A 19,944-nucleotide genomic window follows, 5' to 3' on the forward strand; every position below is an offset into this window, starting at 1 on the left:
AGAGATATAATTTCACAAGTATAAACATCTTAAATCCAATTATCATGGGATTAGCAAAACAAATCGGAGGAATGAATAAATCATTATTCCATACAATTAAAAGCCGGGCGGCGTTTGTTAAGCACGCCGCCCGGCTTTACAGCATCATGCTGTATGCCCTGTCGATATTGCCGTTCGCGGCTATGGCTGCAAGCCAGGACACAGACCCGCCGTCTATACCAGCCAGTTTAGACATCAGCAACATCACCGCGGCAACCACCGTGACCTACACCGCCGACGGGAAATGGACCTATCAGATTGGCTCCGGCCAAGCCGTCCAATTCAACGGAACGCTGACCGGAACAAATGCCAACGGTTTCACCATCACGCTCCAAAACAAAAAAAGCGATACTGATACAGGCAACGAAAGCAATTACCCGACCCTCACTTTGGACGGGGTAAACTATACCGTTCCGGGCTGCGTAATCACAACACCTTTGGATAAGACAAATTATCCAATCCGCATCCAAACAACAGCGGCAAGCACGCTTACAAGTAATGGGAAAGGGAGTCTATTTGCATCAACAATAGAGTATGGTTCCGGCACACTGATTTTGGATGGAGGTCAGAATGGCCTGAAGATTGAAAAAACAGGAGAAGGTACCGGGACTTATATGTATGGTATAGACCTATCCGGTTCATCGACTTACCCTGTTTACACAACTCTCCAAGGGAAAATAGAGATAACAGCGCATCTTAGCAGGGAACATAAGACGACTTGTGGTCCCATAAATATATCATCCGCCACCCTGTCCTGTGCCGAAGGAGCTGATATCAAATGCTCCGCACCGGGCGCAATTTCCCAATATGGTACTGTCGCCTCCCCTTTCCTTGAATGGGTATTCCTGTTCACTCCCGAAAAGGGGAAAACGGTGGAAGTGAGAGAATACAATGAGCAGACGCAAACATACGCTACTCCGGCTGTCAAAACCTTTACGGCCGACGGCTTGTCGAAAGCTTTTTCCTTCAATGCGGAAAGCGGTAAAAAATATACGCTTTGGATGGATGGCAAACAAAGAACCGGAAACGGTAAGGATTATAAGGATTACACGGAATTCCAAGCGCCATTCACAAAGCAAGGTTCTTCTGAGCCAGTGTACAATCTTGCATCCTTCAAGATTTATTATGCCGACTGGACCGAATATGCGTCGACAGCCTCCGTCGGTGAAGGGGAATCTAATAATGTTTCAGTCTCCGGCACCACCTATACTATCAGTTCATCCGCAGGTCTTGCCTGGCTCGCATGGGTAACGAACAACGGAAAAACCAGAACAAATGACGAAGACGGCAAGTACTTCCCCGAAAAAGCCGGCTTCAAAGACTGTACGATAAAACTGAAGAAAGATATTTCCATGGATGATCCAGCTTTTTACTCAAACAGTCCTTTCAATGACAGTTGGATACCGATAGGGGTTTATCCCAAAGACTTCAGTGATGTATCTAATAAGACATTCAAAGGTACATTCAGAGGTACATTCGATGGATGCGGACATAATATTTCCGGCTTATACATCAATGGCAACGATGATGTTATAGCAATTAATAACTATACAAGTGGCGTAGGCCTTTTTGGAGTGATAGAGAGCGCAACGATACAAAACTTGGGGGTAATAATAGATGAGCGGGGAATAAGTTATTCCCCTACATCCGCGAATTTGATGTCCAGCGGTCTCGGCGGTATTGCAGGAATGCTTACAGGTCAGCCTGGCATTATATCCAATTGCTTCGTAACTGGCGAAACAAGCAATAGTAAGATTAAAGGAAGTAATAACTGTTACATACGTACGGGAGGAGTTGCCGGTTACTTAGCCAATTCAAACAATCAAACTCCAGATCTAACCATCCGGAACTGCTATTCCACGGTCGATGTCGAACTTTCATATAATGATTCCGGAGATGGCGATGCAGGCGGTATAGCCGGTTATCTCCAAAAAAGCCAAATATTGAATTGTTTCGCAACAGGCTCCGTAAAAATAGAAAACAGCGGAAGCGGCAAAAGTAATTATGTAGCCGGAATCGGGAACAAATCCAACGATAACTCAATTATATCAAACTGCCTGGCACTGAACAAAGGACTGACGGCTCCAAGTCGTGACGAAATCTATTTACGTCGTATTTCAGCCAATACACCGACTGGCAGCAATTATGCCGGTACGCGCATCCAACTGTCTCCCAATATACAGATAGAAGGAACTCCCACCAATCAAGACGGAGCCAATGTCTATCTGGAAACCTACCGCGATACATTAGAAACAGCTTGGACCGGGAACGATAATAACTGGAAATTCGACGACACCAACCTGCCCCAACTGAAACAGACAGACGGCAGCGAGTGGCAGTCTACTCAGCCTTCATTAGCGGCAAGCGATTATTTAGAGTATGCTCACCAATCTTTAGTTCTCACACAAGACAAAAATGACGACATCACCCTGAACTACAAGGAAGGGCAGTGGACGTATAAGATAGGGGAAAGTGGAAACGAGACCATTTTCAACGGTATTGTCACAAGCGATGAGAGTAAAAACAATTTTACCCATTCCCTGCTCGTATCCTCCATAGATAAAGGCACCCCTACATTAATCCTGCAAGACGTCAAGTTGGCACCCACCACAGGCTCCGCCCTGACCATCAATGAAGGATGCCAAATGATTATCAAAGCAAAAGGCAACCAGTCTCTAACAAGCACGGATGCCTCCACCTTCGTCAACAAGGGGACGCTGACACTGAAAGGTGAATCGGATTGGCTGATACAATGTTCCGCTACCGAAAGCACTCCCTCCACAGGGATATATGCCCTCGACAACAGCGGGACGCTGACGGTAGATGACAATCCGGAAACTACCAACATCGCCCTTTCCTCCGCCGGAGAAGTTATCCATAACAACGAGCCCGCCACACTGGAAAACGCATGGATGGAATGGCGTTTCGCAGAAGATTATCCTCAGGAGAGCGATTACTTCTTAATAACCGGTACAGACAAGGAGTCTTCGGCAAAACAGCGGCCAGAGGGAGAGAATTTTGCCTGCCTTGTCATTCCCGGTAATACGTATAATTATTGGAAATCAAATGAAGATAGTGAGCCGCTTGCCGCCCTGCAAGGGAAAGAGGAAGGTGGGAACTTCGTCCTCGACTTCCAGGCTCCGGCTGAAAATGGTGTTTCCGTCTTTACCAAAGTACAAGAAGCCAGTGCCGTCACCCTGGAGCAACCGGAAAGCGGCGGCCAGCTACTTGTCTTCTGTGGCGACTCCGCTGTAAAAAACAATGACGTATTCCCCATCGGCGCCACGTTGGTCCTGAAAAACAACGCCATCCCCGGCTACAAACTGAAAGCTTATACGGCAACAATAAACAAAGCCCAAGTTCCCAGTTCACCCGGTAACATCGACATCAACGATGGCAAACTGATCGTCCCGAAGGGTGCCTTCACTATCACAGCCTCTTTCGAAGCCGATGGCAGCGTTACCCCTGCCGACACGACAGCCACCGTACCTGTCAAAGACATCAGCGACCTGCCCGAAACGCCGGTAGACAAGCCTACCGTAGTAGGTGGCAGTTTGACGGACTCGGAAAATAATGCCGCTTTTAAACTAATCACCGGCGACCTCCCCGAAGAACGGGAAAAGGATATTCAGGCAACCATCGATACCCTGCCGTCTACCGGTGGCAAGGAAATCATCTATGCCGAAATCGCATTGGTGAAGGTCACGTATGATGCCGATGGCGCAGTCGCCTCCATGAAACCGGTCCAGCCGGGAGAAAGCTGCACCGTTATCTACCCCTATCCGAAGAAAGCGGACAAGAACAAGCCTTTCGTCATCGTCCACCTGAAGTCGGACGGCACAACCACTGTCTACACGGAGGATGCTGCCGATGAAACGAGCAAACTGAAAAAGACAAGCCGCGGCCTCGAATTCGAGGTAAAGAACTTCAGTCCCTTCGGTATCCTGTACACGAAGAAGTCGACACCTCCGCCTCCTCCACCACCCTCGTACTATTACGTCACGCTCCCAGCCGTAGAAGGTGTCACTACCGACCCGGCCGCCGGCGAATACCGGATATTGGAATACAGGAGTTACGAATTTACCCTGACAGTAGAAGAAGGATACCGGGAACGCTCCGTTCCTGTTGTCACCACCAGCCGCGGAGAGACACTCGAACCACGTATATCGGATGGAGTGTACGTGATTACCGATATAGACGATGACATCACCGTCAGTATCACCGGTATCCTGCCTGACGAAGACCCGTCGGTGGACAATGCCCAAATCACATCCGGCACAAAAGTATGGACGCAAGGCTCCACCCTCTGCATCTATACCGATACACCGGCGCGCATCGACATCTACACCCTTGCGGGAAGCCTGAAGCAGAGGCTCGACATTCCCGCCGGAGAGACGAAGCGGACACTTGCTCCGGGCTTGTACCTGCTCACCCTGAAAGGGAAAACATACAAGATAATGATTAGGGAATAAACTTCGGATTAACTGTTCCGGTACTCCTGCGGAGTCATCCCTACATGTTGCCGGAAATACTTATTGAAGAAGGAAAGATTGTTAAAGCTCAGCGAATAGGCGATTTGTTTCACAGACATATCCGTCGACTTCAGCTGAGCTTTTGCATCCATAATAATGACGTTGGTGATAATGCTCATCGGAGTCACCCCTGTTACCTTTTTAATGGTCGCGCAAAGATGAGGTAAGGTGATACCCAGCTTTTTCGCATAGAAAGAGACAGAATGCTCTTTCACATAATGCTCCATGATGGACTGCACGAACTCTTTGTAAATCTCGTTCTCCCGGCTCATGTTCAACTGTCTCCACTGAGTGAAATTCTTATATAGCTCGGAGGTGCTTTGCAAAAACAGGTTCAGGACGGAACGGGTAATATCTATGTTGCTACTCGTATTGGGCAACGCATAAGCCTTTAACAACAGACGGAAAGCATCTTCGTAAACGGAAACGACATCCTCCGGCAACGGGACAACCGGGTTCTCCACCAATATCGGCAGGAAGTCCATTGCCGACTTGATATAATTAACACTCTCCATGAACCCGGAAGAAAAGCCGGCAAAATAAAGCTGAATCTCTCCTACGACCTCATGTATCTGAAGAAAACTACTGGGAGGAAGGGCGACAAAACTGTTCGGTCCTATATCGTATTCCGACAAATTAATCGTGGCACGGATGTGTCCTTTCATACAAAGCACGAATATACCGGCTTTGATTTTACCGGGAAAGCGTCCGTACGAATTCAGCAAGTCGCTGGTAATATTATCGCCTACAATGAAGTTGACAGGAAGGTCCAGTTTGGGTATTTCTTCTTTCATCTTTTTCTCTTCATATTAATTATTGCTCACCAAAAATACAAAAAATCGGGTTGATAACAGCAATCTTATTAAGAATAGAACATTTAATCCCAAATATAGAGATTGTTTTAATCCTATATCTCCCCGACCTTTGTACCGGATAAAAAATGAATAAACCGAAGGAAGATATGATACGAAACTTACTACTTCATTTACTAATCATCGCAGGATTTTCCCTTTTATTGACAGCCTGTGATAACGATGACAAAGACGGGAACTTACCTACAAGTTATTCCAATAAACTGAGCGCACCGGACGGAGGCAACCTGACGCTGACCTACAGCTCGCGTGTCCTGATTGGCAAGGATGTTTATTTCAAGAAGAAAGATTCCCAACATGCGGACATGACCCTGTTCGGTATCCTCCCCGGAGAGCCGAAAACGACAATCGAGAATATGGCTATCCAGCCCGGGAACAACAGTTATACCTTCACCGGCAACGCGACCGGAACGAATGGCACGACTTTCCGCTACGAGGGAAGTGTCGGAAACGGCAAAATGACGTTGAACCTGACGGACGTCGCAATTCCGTCCTCTTCGCTGACCGCACAGGAGAAATGGTACATTGTCCACAGTGCACCGGGTAAGAGTCCCGTATATAACGGCGTGGGAGGTCCGGGCGGCAGCACAAGTTCACTGATTGGAATGCTTTATTCGCTTGTACTTAATAATATGTTGGGAAATGCTATCAGCTCCGTACTCGACGAAGTGTCGTTCAAGGCTGACGGAAACATCACGGCCGCTTACGCTCCGCTGCCCGACGGCGTTACGATTGGCAGCCTGATTGTCGGAAACGGAGTTACCGGACGCCCGGCAAGCGACTGGCAACAATCGCCGCTCAATTTGGCATTCTATTATGTCAAGAATAACACCGACCTGTATGTGGTTCCCAATATCGACATGATTATCTACCAAGTACAGCTCAATAAAAGCACGAAAGCCGGAGAAGGAGAAGGCGGTCTGGCTACGGCTATCACTCAACTGTACGAACGGCTGAACAACTGGAGCACCAAAGGTCTCAAACTGGCTATCCGCCCGGCTGAGACAAGCAATGCCGACCTCCTTCTGGTATTGGAAAAAGAGGAGATTGAAGATCTCTTCCTGTTGCTGGATATCGCAAAGGCCATTATCCCGGCCGAAACACTTAACCAACCGGTATCAGAAGCTTTATCAGGAATCATCCCTCCCGAATATGCGCCTCTCCTCGACTTGTTCTTGAATGGTAAAACATTAGGTGAGACACTCGACCTACTGCATAAAGAGCTGAATACGATGCCTATCGAAATCGGACTCTATCTGAGTAAAAAACAAACATACAACTAACTTAATCAATCATCCCGATGAAGAAATTATATACGATAACAATTCTACTTCTCTTCCTATCTGTTTCCGCGTTCGGACAAACCTTGAAAGGGCATATCTATGATGCCGAAACCAGCGAGCCGCTGATAGGTGTGAATGTCACCTATAACCTGCATGGGACCCAAGGGGTAGTATCCGATGAAGACGGCGCTTATTCCATCGAACTGCCGGAAGGGGGTGTCGACCTTGTTTTCAGTTATATCGGCTACGAAGATGTACAACTGCCGGTAGTCATCGGAAAGCGGCAAGTTCAAACGAAAGATATCTACATGAAAGTCGGAACGAACCTGCTGGAAGACATTGTAGTCAGTGCCGGACGTTTCGAACAAAAACTGAGCGATATCACCGTCTCCATGGACTTACTGAAGACGGCCGATATTTCCAAACAAGCACCAACCGACCTGAGTGCCAGCCTGAAAACACTTCCGGGTGTGGATGTCAACGACACACAACCTTCCATCCGTGGCGGTGCAGGTTGGGCATACGGAGTCGGTGCGCGTAGCCAGATATTGGTAGACGGTATGTCTATCCTGACTCCGGGTTCCGGAGAAATCAATTGGAATATCATTCCGATGGAGAATGTGGCACAGGTCGAAATCATCAAAGGTGCCTCTTCCGTACTGTACGGCTCGTCGGCACTGAACGGTGTCATCAATGTGCGTACTGCCCGGCCGGGATTAACCCCGATTACACATATCGGTGCATATGTCGGTATCTATGGCGACCCGTCTAACGAGAATTACCGTTGGAGTGATAAAACATTCTGGAAAGATGGCAAATATCCTGTAGAACCGATTTTGCGGAACAGCCTCCTGACAGGCGTACGCAATCCGGTTTATGAAGGCCTCGACTTTTCACACTCCCGTCGTATCGGGAACTTTGACGTGACAGGCGGCATGAACCTTTTCACCGATGAAGGATACCGCCAACAGAGTTTCAATAAACGTTTCCGCATGGGAGGTAACCTGACTTACCACCAGCCGGATATGGGAGAAAAGATAATGAACTACGGTTTCAATGCGAACTTCCTGTCCGACAAGTATGGTGATTTCTTCCTCTGGCGCTCGCCTCAGCAGGCTTACAGCCCTTCTCCTTTCGCTAATATGGGACGGGAAGAGAATGCGTTCTATATCGACCCATTCTTCAATTATGTCAATCCGGAGAAACAGATTTCTCACAAAGTCAAAGGACGTTTCTACTATCGGGGAGACAATATCTTCAGACCCAGCCAGGAGACTTCCATCACTGATATCATGGGAAATATGGGAACAGACTTGAATGCAATCCAGAATATAGTCAATGGTGACTTGAGTTTGCTTTATCCGATTATTCAGCCGGCTCTACAAGGTGACCTGAACGGAGCAATCGACGGGGTATACGGAGCTTTGGGACAAATCTTCCCCAACGCTACGACTGCCGATTATTGCGACCTGATAGCGTATGCCATGAATCACGGATTGCCTAGCGGTACTTCCGACCTCATACCTTGGCTGTCGGGGGTCATTAATCCGGAGCAGTTGGAAAAGCAGAACAACGGGGTAGACAATAACTTCACCTATTACGTAGATTATCAGTACAACAAACGTTGGGATAGCGGTGCACAAATAACGACCGGTGGAACGCTCGAACATATCCGTAACGACTCGCGGACAACCGGCATTCACAAAAGTGACAACGTAGCCGCCTTCTTCCAATACGACCAGCGCTTCTTCGACCGGTTGAACGTTTCGGCCGGTGTTCGTGCCGAATATTATCGGGTTGATGATTTCTACAGAGAGTCAGACACAAAGGTATTCGGAACAAAGATACCGGTACGCCCTGTTTTCCGTGCCGGGCTGAATTACCAGCTGGCTCAGTACAGTTTTCTGCGTGCCAGCTTCGGACAAGGTTACCGTAATCCGTCCATCACCGAAAAGTATGCCCGCAAGGACATCGGTGGCGTAGGGGTTTATCCGAACAGCGATGTCCAGGCCGAAAAAGGATATAACGCAGAACTGGGTATCAAACAAGGATATAAGATAGGAAATTTGATGGGCTTTATTGACCTGGCAGGTTTCTATACACAATACACGAACATGGTGGAATTCCAGTTCGGCCTTTTCAATAACACGACTTACAAACTTATCAACAGCATCCCGGATGCTATCGATATGTTTACATCAGGTGGCGGCCTGGGTATCGGAGCACAGTTCCACAATGTATCCAAAGCCCGTATCTACGGGGCGGAAATTTCCACGAATGGTACATACGAGTTCAACAAGAATGCCCGTTTACTCTATAATCTCGGATATGTGTACATCGAACCGGAAGACGCGGATTACAAGGAACGGAATGAAATGGAGGAAGCTTATACAGACCCGTTGCAGATGAAAGAAAAATCGAATAACTCCAAATATCTGAAATACCGCCAGAAACATACAGTTAAAGGAACGTTGGATTTCCAATGGAAACGTATCAACTTGGGAGTGAACGCAGCTTGGAAAAGCCGGACGCTGGCTGTGGATTATCTGATGGTGGATGAACGGGAGAAACCTTTCGGTCAGAAGGAAATCATGGACCATGTACGCGATCTTCTGTTCGGCAATATCGGGGGCGAAACTCTTGGTTCCTACTGGGAACAGACAAACAAATCTTACTTCACTATGGACCTCCGAGCCGGTGTGAAAGTAACAAAAGAAGTACAGTTCCAGTTCCTTATCAATAACCTGTTGAACAAAGAATACAGTACTCGTCCGATGGCGGTAGCGGCTCCTCGCACGTTCGTGATGAGATTGGGAATTGATTTCTAAAGGAAGGGAAGGAAAAGCCTATAGTCTTTCCCGAAAAACTCTATAGGCTTTTCCCGAAAAAACGTAAGTCTTTTTAAGACAAAGCTACCAAAGGAAAGTTAGTTTGACCGGATTGGATAGACAACTACTTTTTTCCCTACATTTGTAGGAAAAAAGGAATTCCTTATGAAAAAGAAACTAGTTATACTGACCGGAGCCGGGATGAGTGCCGAAAGTGGCATTTCAACCTTTCGCGACTCCGACGGCCTGTGGGAAAAATACCGGGTGGAAGAGGTGGCTACACCCGAAGGATTCGCAGCCAACCCTGAATTGGTGCTCAACTTCTATAACCAACGCCGCCGTGAACTGCTTGCCACAAAACCGAATGCCGGACATACCGGATTGGCTGAACTGGAAAAGGAATTCGATGTCCGCATCATTACCCAAAATATCGACAACCTGCACGAGCAGGCCGGAAGCAGCCATGTTATACATCTGCACGGCGAACTGATGAAGGCCTGTTCCGTTCGCGATTTGCATACGACTTACGCTCTTTCGCCCGACTCGCCGGATATCCACATCGGCGACACAGACCCGCATGGCGTACAACTCCGCCCCTTCATCGTCTGGTTCGGCGAGGCGGTTCCCATGATTGAACCAGCCATCCGGGAAGTAGAAGATTGCGATATTTTTGTCGTCATCGGAACATCTCTTAACGTTTATCCGGCAGCCGGACTTCTCAACTATGTCCGTCGAGGCCAGCCTATCTACCTGATTGATCCGAAAGAGGTGAAAGCATATCGCAATGATATTCATTTCATCCGGAAAGGGGCATCGGAAGGTGTAAAAGAGCTAACAAAAATATTAACAGACTCTTAAAATCACTACGTGCATAGAAAGGCATAACTGTTTTTTCGTTAAGTTTGCATCCAGAAAAAAGACAAGCATATACAATAATGGACAATAGCCCGACGAAGATTCCTTCGCCTTTACTTTCCTTGGTACCCATACTCGTATTGGTATCCCTTTTGTTTGTTACCATCCGCACTTTCGGTAGCGATGCCTTGAGCGGAGGAAGCCAAATCGTATTGCTTACCGCCACGGCAGTCTGCTGCCTGATAGCAATAGGATACTGCAAAATCCGTTGGAAAACAATCGAGCTGGCGATGATAAACAATATCACCGGTGTAGCGACGGCTCTGATTATCCTGCTGATAATCGGTGCGCTGTCCGGCAGTTGGATGATTAGCGGGGTAGTCCCTACCCTGATTTATTACGGTATGCAGATTATTCATCCGAGTTTCTTCCTGACCTCAACCTGCATTATCTGCGCCATCGTTTCCGTTATGACGGGGAGTTCATGGACAACCATTGCCACAATCGGTATCGCTTTGTTGGGTATCGGGAAAGCACAGGGATTTGATGAAGGATGGATTGCCGGAGCTATCATTTCAGGAGCTTATTTCGGAGATAAGATTTCGCCGCTTTCAGATACGACTATCCTGGCTTCTTCGGTAACGGATACACCGCTTTTCAAACATATCCGGTATATGATGATTACGACTGTTCCCTCCCTAATCATCACATTGATTATTTTTACGGTTGCCGGTTTTTCACACGAGGCAACGGCAACCGACCAGATAGCGCAATACTCTGCTGCTTTAAAAGAGACGTTCAATATTTCATTTTGGTTGTTGATTGTTCCGGTGGTCACAGGTATCATGATTGCCAAACGTGTCCCTTCCATCGTCACTTTATTTCTTTCGGCTGCGTTGGCGGGCCTGTTCGCGCTTATCTTCCAGCCTCATTTATTGCAGGAAATATCAGGTTTGCAAATACAGGACATACAAGCTAATTTCAAGGGATTGTTGATGACATTTTACGGAAGCACCGGTATCCAGACAGGGAATCCGGAGCTGAACGACTTGGTTGCGACACGGGGAATGGCAGGCATGATGAATACAATCTGGTTAATTCTTTGTGCCATGTGTTTCGGCGGTGCAATGGCTGCCAGCGGAATGTTGGGAAGCATCACCTCCGTATTCCTGCGTTTTATGAAACGGACAGTCGGCTTGGTCGCCTCAACGGTAGCATCGGGATTATTCCTCAATATTTGTACGGCAGACCAGTATATTTCTATTATCCTGACCGGAAATATGTTTAAAGATATTTATGAGAAGAAAGGGTATGACAGTTGTCTACTGAGCCGGACAACAGAAGATTCCGTAACAGTTACGTCCGTGTTGATACCTTGGAATACCTGCGGTATGACACAAGCTACTATTCTGGGAGTTGCCACTCTGACCTATCTTCCCTATTGCTTTTTTAATCTAATCAGCCCGTTGATGAGTATTACGGTTGCCGCCCTCGGGTTTAAAATAAAACGAATACATGAAAAAGCTCAAAGTATCGCTACTGGCTAAAGTAGTCATTGCCATTGCATCTGGTGTATTGTTCGGACAGTTCCTGCCTGACGGGATTGCCCGCATTTTCGTCACGTTCAATTCATTGTTCGGGAATTTCCTTTCGTTCTCCATCCCGCTGATTATCCTGGGGCTTGTGACTCCTGCTATCGGCGAACTGGGGAAAGGGGCCGGCAGATTACTTGCGATAACGGCACTGATAGCGTACGGTTCGACTATTTTTTCCGGCTTTTTCACCTATTTCAGCAGTTCGGCAATCTTCCCGCATATCCTGCCTGTCAATACGGAACTGACTGCAATGGAGAATCCTGAGAACTTTATGCTGCAACCCTACTTTACCGTCGGCATGCCTCCGTTGACGGAAGTGATGACGGCACTGTTGCTTTCGTTTACCATCGGCTTGGGGCTTTCCTATACAAAGGGGACGGCGCTACGTGATGTTTTCACAGACTTTAAACAGGTCATTATATTGCTGATTGAAGCGGTTATTATTCCGTTATTACCAATACACATTTTCGGTATCTTTCTGAATATGACGGTCAGCGGACAAGTGATGAGTGTCATTACCATGTTCCTGAAGGTTATTATTGTGATATTCGTCCTGCATGTGCTCTTGCTGCTCATTCAGTTCATAATAGCCGGAAGCGTCAGTGGAAAAAATCCCCTGCGATTATTGAAAAACATGTTACCGGCTTATGCTACGGCATTGGGCACACAATCATCCGCCGCTACTATTCCGGTGACGTTGGCGCAGGCTATCAAAAACGGGGTCAGAGAAAACATTGCCATCTTTGTTGTGCCCCTTTGCGCCACCATTCATTTAGCCGGTAGCACCATGAAGATTACGGCTTGCGCCATGGCTATCATGTATATGTCGGGCGAACCGGTCACTTTTACGGCATTGGCAGGTTTCATCCTGATGCTGGGAATAACAATGGTTGCAGCTCCCGGTGTACCGGGCGGCGCAATCATGGCTGCTTTGGGATTACTACAAAGCATGTTGGGTTTCAATGAAACCCTGCAAGCCCTGATGATTGCCCTTTATATTGCAATGGATAGTTTCGGGACCGCTTGTAATGTAACGGGCGACGGAGCAATTGCAATTGTGGTCGATAAGATAGCCGGGAAAGATTGAAAGAGAAACGAAGTTTTACGTTTTACGCTTTGTTAACACAATTCGACTAGGGATAGGCTTCAAAATAGTGTTAGCCTTTATAGAAAGACATACTAAATTTCCAAGAGGATAAACACAATCAAGATGAAAAAACATTTCAAAATTATTCTTCTATTAATCATTCTATGTGTCTGCACGGATATAAAGACATTGACAGGACAAGGGATTATCAATATCGAAGTAGGAGAAAACATTAAAGAAGTAAATCTATCCGATATTATCGAATCTATAGAAATAATACCTTTAGAAACCTCCGATGAAGTTCTTTTGGGGGAGATATACGCGCTAAGCTATGATGAGGAAAAGTATTTTGTTCAGAATGCAAACAATCTACTAATTTATGTTTTTGACAAAAAGGGTAAATTTGAACGTCAATTAACCAGAAAAGGGAATGGACCCGGAGAGATACAATTCCCGGAATCCTATACTTTAGATAAAATAAACAAAGAAGTTTGGCTTTCCAACAACAACACCTTTTTAAGATACGATTATCAAGGTACTTATCTGGGGAAAAGAGACTATAGCCTAGCCTTTAAGAGCTTCTGCATAGACAAAAACAAAAACATTTATTTCTATACGGGGAAAAATGACAATCATCATATCCAAGACGGATTTCTGACAGGAGATTTAACCTTGCTAACTCCGGATAACAAGAAAAGGACTTGGTTTAAATCCAAGCTTGTAGGGTATTATAAAACAGGAGAAAGCATTCGTTCTTATCCTTCCTCCCATCCTTTCAGTATACAAAAAGATAATAGCATTACCTTTAGCTACACATTCAATGATACGATTTACTCGATAAAGGACAATTCCCTTATAGAACCCAAATATTGTATTCATCTGGGAGAAAAGAAAATATCTTCAAATGCCTTAAACGATATGCCGGGAAAAGATTTGAAAGCATATTTTCAGGAAAATACAAACACAAAATGGAACATCAACAATGTCTTTGAAAACCAGCAATATTTATACTTTACCTATTTAAAAGGATTTAAATCAAGCTATGTTGTTCTCTATAATAAAGAAACAAAGGAAATATCCAATATGAGTTTAAAGGATGATCTTCTGGGAAGCGAATGGTTAGCAATAGCTGATTGCACCGCATCTTCATTCATTGGATACATACCTGCTTATCAAATAAAGATAAATGAGAAAATATTATCTTTCATCAGCCAAGAACAATTAGCCCAGTTAAAAGAATCTACAGCAGATGATAATCCTATACTTTTTAAACTGACATTCAAGAAACGCATTCAGTAAATAGAAGCCCGGCTTTCTAATTCTATGCACCCAGTAAATCGTCCAATCTCTCCACCCCCTTCTCGCGCATCATTGTGACAGCGACATGGGCACAGGCATAGGCATCTGCCATCGCGTGATGATGGTGTATAAGATCGTATCCGCAATAGGCTGCTACCGTTTGCAACTGGTGGTTAGGCAGAAACGGGTACAAATGTTTTGCGAGACGAAAGGTACAATGAAACCGGTATTTCGGATAAGCCAAATCATATAGAAGATGTGCAGCTTTGAGGCAACCTTCGTCAAACGGGCTATTGTGGGCGACTAACGGCAAATCCTCCAGTTTTCCGGCAATACCGGCCCATACTTCTTCAAAATCAGGAGCATTGTCTGTATCCACTACCGTCAAACCATGAACGGCCGTTGTCCACCGTGTATAATAGTTTGGAAAAGGACGGATAAGGCTATAAATTGAGTCTATAATCTTCTCGTTCTCCACAATTGCAATTCCCACACTGCATATACTGCTGCGCTTGCCGTTGGCTGTTTCAAAATCTATTGCTGCAAATCTCTCCATTTAAATTAATACGTCTAAGATTCCTATTTCTTACGGACGAGGCTCTACCATATAATCATTCTCCCAATTCTCATAGCGGGCTACCATTTCTTTTACCTTTTCAGGATATTTCCCTGCCAAATCATGCATTTCGCTACGGTCATTATTCAAATCATACAGTTCCCAAGTCTTTTTATTGTTAGGCCATACAATTTTCCATCCCGAAGCATCGATTAAAGCCTTTTCATTGAAATGCTCGAAACACAATTCACGATGCCCTTCGCGTACACCGGTCTTGAATATCGGAAGCAGGCTCTTTCCGGCCAACGGAAGGATTTTATTGCCCTTATACTCTTCCGGATATTGAGCTCCCGATATATCCAGACAAGTTGCCATAATATCGATTACATGTCCCATTTGCGTATTAATAGAGCCTTTCGGTTCCTTAATACCTTTCGGCCAATAAGCTATCATCGGAGTACAAATACCACCTTCATACGATTTAGCTTTCCAGAAACGGAACGGTGTATTCGCAGCATTCGCCCAGCGGGCGCCGACAGAAGCATAAGTCGTTTCCGGACCGGGCATCACCTCTTTCTTACGCGGATAGACAATCTTTTCCCCTTTACGGGTCTCTGCCGGACGGTCATTCTCGCCTTCCGAATAGTTTTGGCAATCTTCGTTGCTACAACCATTGTCGGACATGAATATAATCAGGGTATTATCCAACTGGCCACTCTCTTCAAGTGCCTTTATCACCCGCCCTATTTCCTGATCCATACGATCCACCATAGCGGCATGAACAGCCATTGCACGGGCATCCCATTCTTTATCGGGATTCTCTTCCCAAGTATCGGAGAACTGGCGTGGCGAAAGGAAATCGTCGGCATCACCGAAAAGCTTCATCTTCTTCATGCGTTCATAACGGGCTTCACGGATAGCTTGCCAACCACATTTGTAGGTATCTTCGTACTTCTTGATATCTTCCGGCAGGGCATGCAACGGCCAATGCGGACAGTGAAAAGCCAGATACATAAAGAAAGGATTATCCGAATCGGCATATTTGTTTACATAAGCGACAGCTGTGTCCGCCAATACAATCGTACTGTAATAATCGTCGGGAACGGTATCCACCGGTTTATCGCCACTGACCAAGCTGAAAGGGTCGAAGTAATCGACTACGCCATAGATAGTTCCGTAACAATCCTGAAACCCACGGTTTACCGGATAATTATCTTTCGGAGCAAACTCATCGTGATGCACCTGATGGGCCAACCATTGCCGCTGGTCCGGACGAAGAGGCGTTTCGGCCACATGCCATTTGCCCACCCAAGCTGTATTATAACCGGCACTACCGAGTGCTTCGGCAATGGTCACACCATTGTGTGTCATTGTCCCCCGGTAACCGGGTTTATGGTCATCGAACGTCATACGTCCTATACCCGCCTGATGCTGATACAAACCTGTCAGCAACGAGGCACGTGTCGGACAACTGCGACTGGTATTATAAAAATGAGTAAAACGTAATCCGTTTTCGGCCAACTTATTCAAATTAGGAGTCTGGATTTCACCGCCATAACAACCGATGTCGGAATATCCCAAGTCATCCGCCAAAATCACAAGAATATTGGGACGGCTATCCTTTTGCGCCTGCAAAGAAGGAGCCAAAGAAGCCAAAAGGCCCAAAGATGTTAACCTTAAAACGTTTTTATCCATATTTATCTTTTTATAAAGTTCAGCATCAGTTCCGTCTTATTTACTGAAATTACGCGGAGCCGGAACCTTAGGTAAAGGTTTGCGGTTCTGAAGTTCTTTCATGACCTCTTCGACAGCACGGTCCAACTGCTGATCTTCGCCATTCCATTCTTTAATCGGGTCGTTATCTATCAGAATATCCGGGTCTACGCCATGATTTTCGATAATCCACTGTCCGGTCTTCGGATCATAGCTGGTAAAGAAAGGAACACGGATATCCGTACCATCCATATAAGGCAGCGAACCGCTAATACCGACAATACCACCCCATGTACGGGTTCCAATCAGTTTTCCCAGTCCGAGCGCACGGAATCCCCAAGGGAACAAATCACCGTCGGATGCCGAGTACTTATTAATCAAACAAACCTTCGGTCCCACCTGGACTGCATCCGGAACAGTACCGATACGCGCTGTCCCACGTCCCATCGTCAAGCGATACGGTTCGCGCGAAAGACGTTCGAGAATCATCGGAGAAACATTACCGCCTCCATTGGCACGGTCGTCGATAATCAACCCTTCCTTATCCAGTTGCGGATAAAAATAACGGGCAAATTCGTTCAATCCTTCCGGTCCCATATCCGGGATATAGATATATCCGATACGGCCGTTCGAAGCTTTATCCACCTTCTTTATATTTTCCTGTACCCAATTATAATGATAAAGCGGATACTCGTTTTCGAGCGGACTAACCACAATCTTACGTGCACCATCCAATGCAGGTTTACTGTTCAGGGATAATTCCGTCGGAACATTCGCTTTACCAACCAGCAAGGAATACATGTCTTTTACACTGTTTGTCGGTATGCCGTCGATAGCCACAATATATTCGCCGGCTTTGGCTTCAATCCCCGGTTCGGTAAGCGGAGAGCGTAACTGCTTGCTCCAGGATGCACCCGGTATAATCTTTTCCAGACGGAAGAAACCACTCTTATCGCGTGAAATCTCAGCCCCCAGCAAACCTGTTTTCACACGGTCGGGACGTTCGGTTTCACCCGGATTAACATAAGCATGGCCACTGCAAAGTTCGCCTATCATCTCCCCGATTACATAATTCAAATCCAAGCGGGTCTTTACAAACGGAAGTAAAACGGCATATTTCTTTTTAATGGCTTTCCAGTCCATACCATGCATATTCGATACATAAAAACCGTCGCGGTAAGCACGCCAGGCTTCATCAAATATCTGTGCCCATTCCTGCGGATAATCCACCGTAATCTTCATATTCGAAAGATTCACCGGGTCGCTCAAATCCACCCTACCGGAAGGAATATCCGTCACATACAAGCGATTACCTTTATAGAACAAGGCTTTCTTGCTGCCCGGAGCTACTTCCATAGAAGCACCTTCGGCTACAATATCTTCTTTCTGTTTATTCAGGTCGAATACTTTCGTACTGCCATAGTTTCTGTAATACACCTTCTTTCCATCCGAATAGAAACTACCATAGTAAGAAGCATTCAGCGGCAACCGGATAATACGGTCCGTTATGCCTTCGACATCAATTTTCACAGTCGAAGCATCATCTTTCTTCACATCCTTTTGGGCATCATCCTTTTTCTTTGCCTCTTCTTTGGGGGCTTCTTCCTTCTTCACGGCTACTTTCGCGTCCTTTTCGAGGAAAGGGGAAGGCGTTTCTTTATCCAGCAAAGCCAGATAAACGCCATACATATTATTATATACATGGTTCCATTCCAACGAGCCATAAGTAGGATTGAAATCACGGGCAGAAGCAAAAATCAGGTATTTACCGTCCGTACTGAATGCCGGAGAAGAGGCTTCATACCATTTATCGGTAATGGCATATTCTTTCTTATCGGCCAAGTTGAATACATAAACGATACTGAATTTGTTATCTGCCGTACGCGTATAAGTCAGCCAGTTATTATCCGGAGAAAATGTCACGCCACGCGGTACGCCCATCGGGTCCTGCAATAAAGTAGTTACCTGTTTTTTCACAACATCCAACAAGTTCAGGCGATTCATGCGGTCCGTATAAACTATCTTTTTAGCGTCCGGACTCCATTTGAAGTCATAGATATACGTGTCGTTGTTTTTAGTCAGCTGTATCGGTTCACCGCCTGCGGCATCCTGCATATACAGTTCCGTTTCGCCACTCTCATCGGAGATATAAGCAATGTAATTACCGTCCGGCGACCACTGGGCCTCACGGTCATGCGCCCCCGGAGAACGGGTAATATTCTTCGTCACCCCTTTATCCACAGGGATATTAAACACTTCACCGCGAGCCGAAACAGTTATCCGTTCACCGTCGGGTGAAAGACTGGCTTCGGTTATATAATAGGCTCCGTCCTTGATTTCGCTACGAGCATAGATATTATCCGAAGAAAGGGTAATGTTTACTTTCTCAGGTTTCTTCGCCGTCGCATCCATTTTATAGAGATAACCGCCGTTTTCGAACACGATTGTATGACCGTTCGCACTGGGGAATTTCACATCATATTCGGTAAAGTTCGTCACCTTGGCGGTTTGTTTCGTCTTCGTGTTATAAACAAAGATGTTCATGGTCCGGTCCCTGTCGGACAGGTAGAATATCTCGTCTCCAATCCACATCGGGATAATATCCTGGGCCGGGTTATCGGTAATATTCTCTACGGTTTTCTTTTCCGGGTCATAAATCCATACATCGTCGGCCATTCCCCCTTTATAATATTTCCAGGTACGGAATTCACGCATGACACGGTTGTAGGCCAATCGTTTGCCATCCGGCGAATAACTACAAAATCCCCCTTCGGGAAGTGGTATCACATCGGACAGGCCACCTTCCTTATCGACAGTATATAATTTACCGCTGAAGCCATCACCGATACGGTTCCGGTACACAATCCGGTTGCCATCAGGCGTCCAGTTCATTACTATATTGTTCGGTCCCATGCGGTCTCCCAAATCATCACGCGCGTTTGTTGCCGTATAGGTCACGCGTAACGGTTCGCCTCCATCGGACGGGATTGTATAAACTTCCGTATTACCGTCATATTGTCCGGTAAAGGCAATCGTCTTGCCATCCGGTGAAAAACGGGGAAACATTTCATATCCTACATGTGAAGTCAAGCGTTTTGCTTCACCTCCCGTAGCCGGAACCTTATAGAGGTCGCCCGCATACGAAAAGACAATCTCATTGCCATTCGTTGCCGGAAAGCGCAACAAACGCACGTCATCCGCCGCCGACAACAGCAAAGGAAGGCCCGCTAATGCCAACAAAGAAAAGAATATTTTCTTCTTCATACAGTTCATTTGTTTAGTATC

General features: G+C 46.2%; 11 protein-coding genes. 7 read left to right on the forward strand and 4 right to left on the reverse strand.

Going from position 1 to position 19,944, the window contains the following annotated elements; all coding sequences use genetic code 11:
* Nucleotides 1-44: 44 nt before the first annotated feature.
* The gene (locus DW103_RS14935) at nucleotides 45-4,511 is read left to right on the forward strand and encodes a hypothetical protein (RefSeq protein ID WP_122277552.1); all 4,467 of its coding nucleotides are present in this window, start codon (nucleotides 45-47) and stop codon (nucleotides 4,509-4,511) included.
* An 8-nt stretch (nucleotides 4,512-4,519) separates the two neighbouring features.
* Here DW103_RS14935 and DW103_RS14940 read toward each other — a convergent pair whose 3' ends face one another.
* Entirely contained in the window at nucleotides 4,520-5,365 is an 846-nt protein-coding gene (locus tag DW103_RS14940; RefSeq protein WP_122277554.1) for an AraC family transcriptional regulator, read from the reverse strand.
* A gap of 167 nt (nucleotides 5,366-5,532) precedes the next feature.
* Between DW103_RS14940 and DW103_RS14945 the strand changes: the two genes are divergently transcribed.
* The 6 genes from DW103_RS14945 (at nucleotide 5,533) to DW103_RS14970 (ending at nucleotide 14,390) form a co-directional block, all read left to right on the forward strand.
* On the forward strand, nucleotides 5,533-6,726 hold the full coding sequence (locus tag DW103_RS14945; protein WP_158576703.1) for a DUF4925 domain-containing protein: 1,194 nt from the start codon (nucleotides 5,533-5,535) through the stop codon (nucleotides 6,724-6,726).
* 17 nt (nucleotides 6,727-6,743) lie between these two features.
* A complete protein-coding gene (locus tag DW103_RS14950) occupies nucleotides 6,744-9,554 on the forward strand; it encodes a TonB-dependent receptor domain-containing protein (RefSeq protein ID WP_122277558.1) in 2,811 nt (936 codons plus the stop codon).
* A 165-nt stretch (nucleotides 9,555-9,719) separates the two neighbouring features.
* Nucleotides 9,720-10,412: an NAD-dependent deacylase gene (locus DW103_RS14955; RefSeq protein ID WP_122277560.1), complete on the forward strand. Its 693-nt coding sequence runs from the start codon at nucleotides 9,720-9,722 to the stop codon at nucleotides 10,410-10,412.
* Between the two features lie 77 nt (nucleotides 10,413-10,489).
* Nucleotides 10,490-11,956 carry a Na+/H+ antiporter NhaC gene (gene nhaC, locus DW103_RS14960; protein WP_122277562.1) on the forward strand — a complete coding sequence of 489 codons (1,467 nt, stop codon included), beginning with the start codon at nucleotides 10,490-10,492 and terminating at the stop codon, nucleotides 11,954-11,956.
* Nucleotides 11,925-13,091 (forward strand): dicarboxylate/amino acid:cation symporter, encoded by a 1,167-nt coding sequence (locus DW103_RS14965; protein WP_122277564.1) that lies wholly within the window; start codon nucleotides 11,925-11,927, stop codon nucleotides 13,089-13,091. Before nhaC ends, DW103_RS14965 begins: the two co-directional genes overlap by 32 nt.
* 123 nt (nucleotides 13,092-13,214) lie before the next feature.
* Nucleotides 13,215-14,390 (forward strand): 6-bladed beta-propeller, encoded by a 1,176-nt coding sequence (locus tag DW103_RS14970; RefSeq protein ID WP_122277566.1) that lies wholly within the window; start codon nucleotides 13,215-13,217, stop codon nucleotides 14,388-14,390.
* A gap of 22 nt (nucleotides 14,391-14,412) precedes the next feature.
* Here the strand turns inward: DW103_RS14970 and DW103_RS14975 are convergent, their stop codons facing one another.
* The 3 genes from DW103_RS14975 to DW103_RS14985 are packed head-to-tail and all read right to left on the reverse strand — an operon-like array spanning nucleotide 14,413 to nucleotide 19,923.
* The gene (locus tag DW103_RS14975) at nucleotides 14,413-14,946 is read right to left on the reverse strand and encodes a 3'-5' exonuclease (protein WP_122277568.1); all 534 of its coding nucleotides are present in this window, start codon (nucleotides 14,944-14,946) and stop codon (nucleotides 14,413-14,415) included.
* 30 nt (nucleotides 14,947-14,976) lie between these two features.
* Entirely contained in the window at nucleotides 14,977-16,641 is a 1,665-nt protein-coding gene (locus DW103_RS14980) for an arylsulfatase (protein ID WP_122277570.1), read from the reverse strand.
* 36 nt (nucleotides 16,642-16,677) lie between these two features.
* A complete protein-coding gene (locus DW103_RS14985; RefSeq protein WP_122277572.1) occupies nucleotides 16,678-19,923 on the reverse strand; it encodes a S41 family peptidase in 3,246 nt (1,081 codons plus the stop codon).
* Nucleotides 19,924-19,944 lie beyond the last annotated feature (21 nt).

Origin of the sequence: Parabacteroides sp. AM08-6, from assembly GCF_003473295.1 — a bacterium.
Lineage (GTDB): Bacteria > Bacteroidota > Bacteroidia > Bacteroidales > Tannerellaceae > Parabacteroides.

Coding starts and splice junctions, on each gene's coding strand:
- DW103_RS14950 (WP_122277558.1), top strand. CDS start 6,744: ATGAAGAAATTATATACGATAACAATTCTACTTCTCTTCCTATCTGTT.
- DW103_RS14955 (WP_122277560.1), top strand. CDS start 9,720: ATGAAAAAGAAACTAGTTATACTGACCGGAGCCGGGATGAGTGCCGAA.
- DW103_RS14945 (WP_158576703.1), top strand. CDS start 5,533: ATGATACGAAACTTACTACTTCATTTACTAATCATCGCAGGATTTTCC.
- DW103_RS14940 (WP_122277554.1), bottom strand. CDS start 5,365: ATGAAAGAAGAAATACCCAAACTGGACCTTCCTGTCAACTTCATTGTA.
- nhaC (WP_122277562.1), top strand. CDS start 10,490: ATGGACAATAGCCCGACGAAGATTCCTTCGCCTTTACTTTCCTTGGTA.
- DW103_RS14980 (WP_122277570.1), bottom strand. CDS start 16,641: ATGGATAAAAACGTTTTAAGGTTAACATCTTTGGGCCTTTTGGCTTCT.
- DW103_RS14970 (WP_122277566.1), top strand. CDS start 13,215: ATGAAAAAACATTTCAAAATTATTCTTCTATTAATCATTCTATGTGTC.
- DW103_RS14985 (WP_122277572.1), bottom strand. CDS start 19,923: ATGAAGAAGAAAATATTCTTTTCTTTGTTGGCATTAGCGGGCCTTCCT.
- DW103_RS14935 (WP_122277552.1), top strand. CDS start 45: ATGGGATTAGCAAAACAAATCGGAGGAATGAATAAATCATTATTCCAT.
- DW103_RS14975 (WP_122277568.1), bottom strand. CDS start 14,946: ATGGAGAGATTTGCAGCAATAGATTTTGAAACAGCCAACGGCAAGCGC.
- DW103_RS14965 (WP_122277564.1), top strand. CDS start 11,925: ATGAAAAAGCTCAAAGTATCGCTACTGGCTAAAGTAGTCATTGCCATT.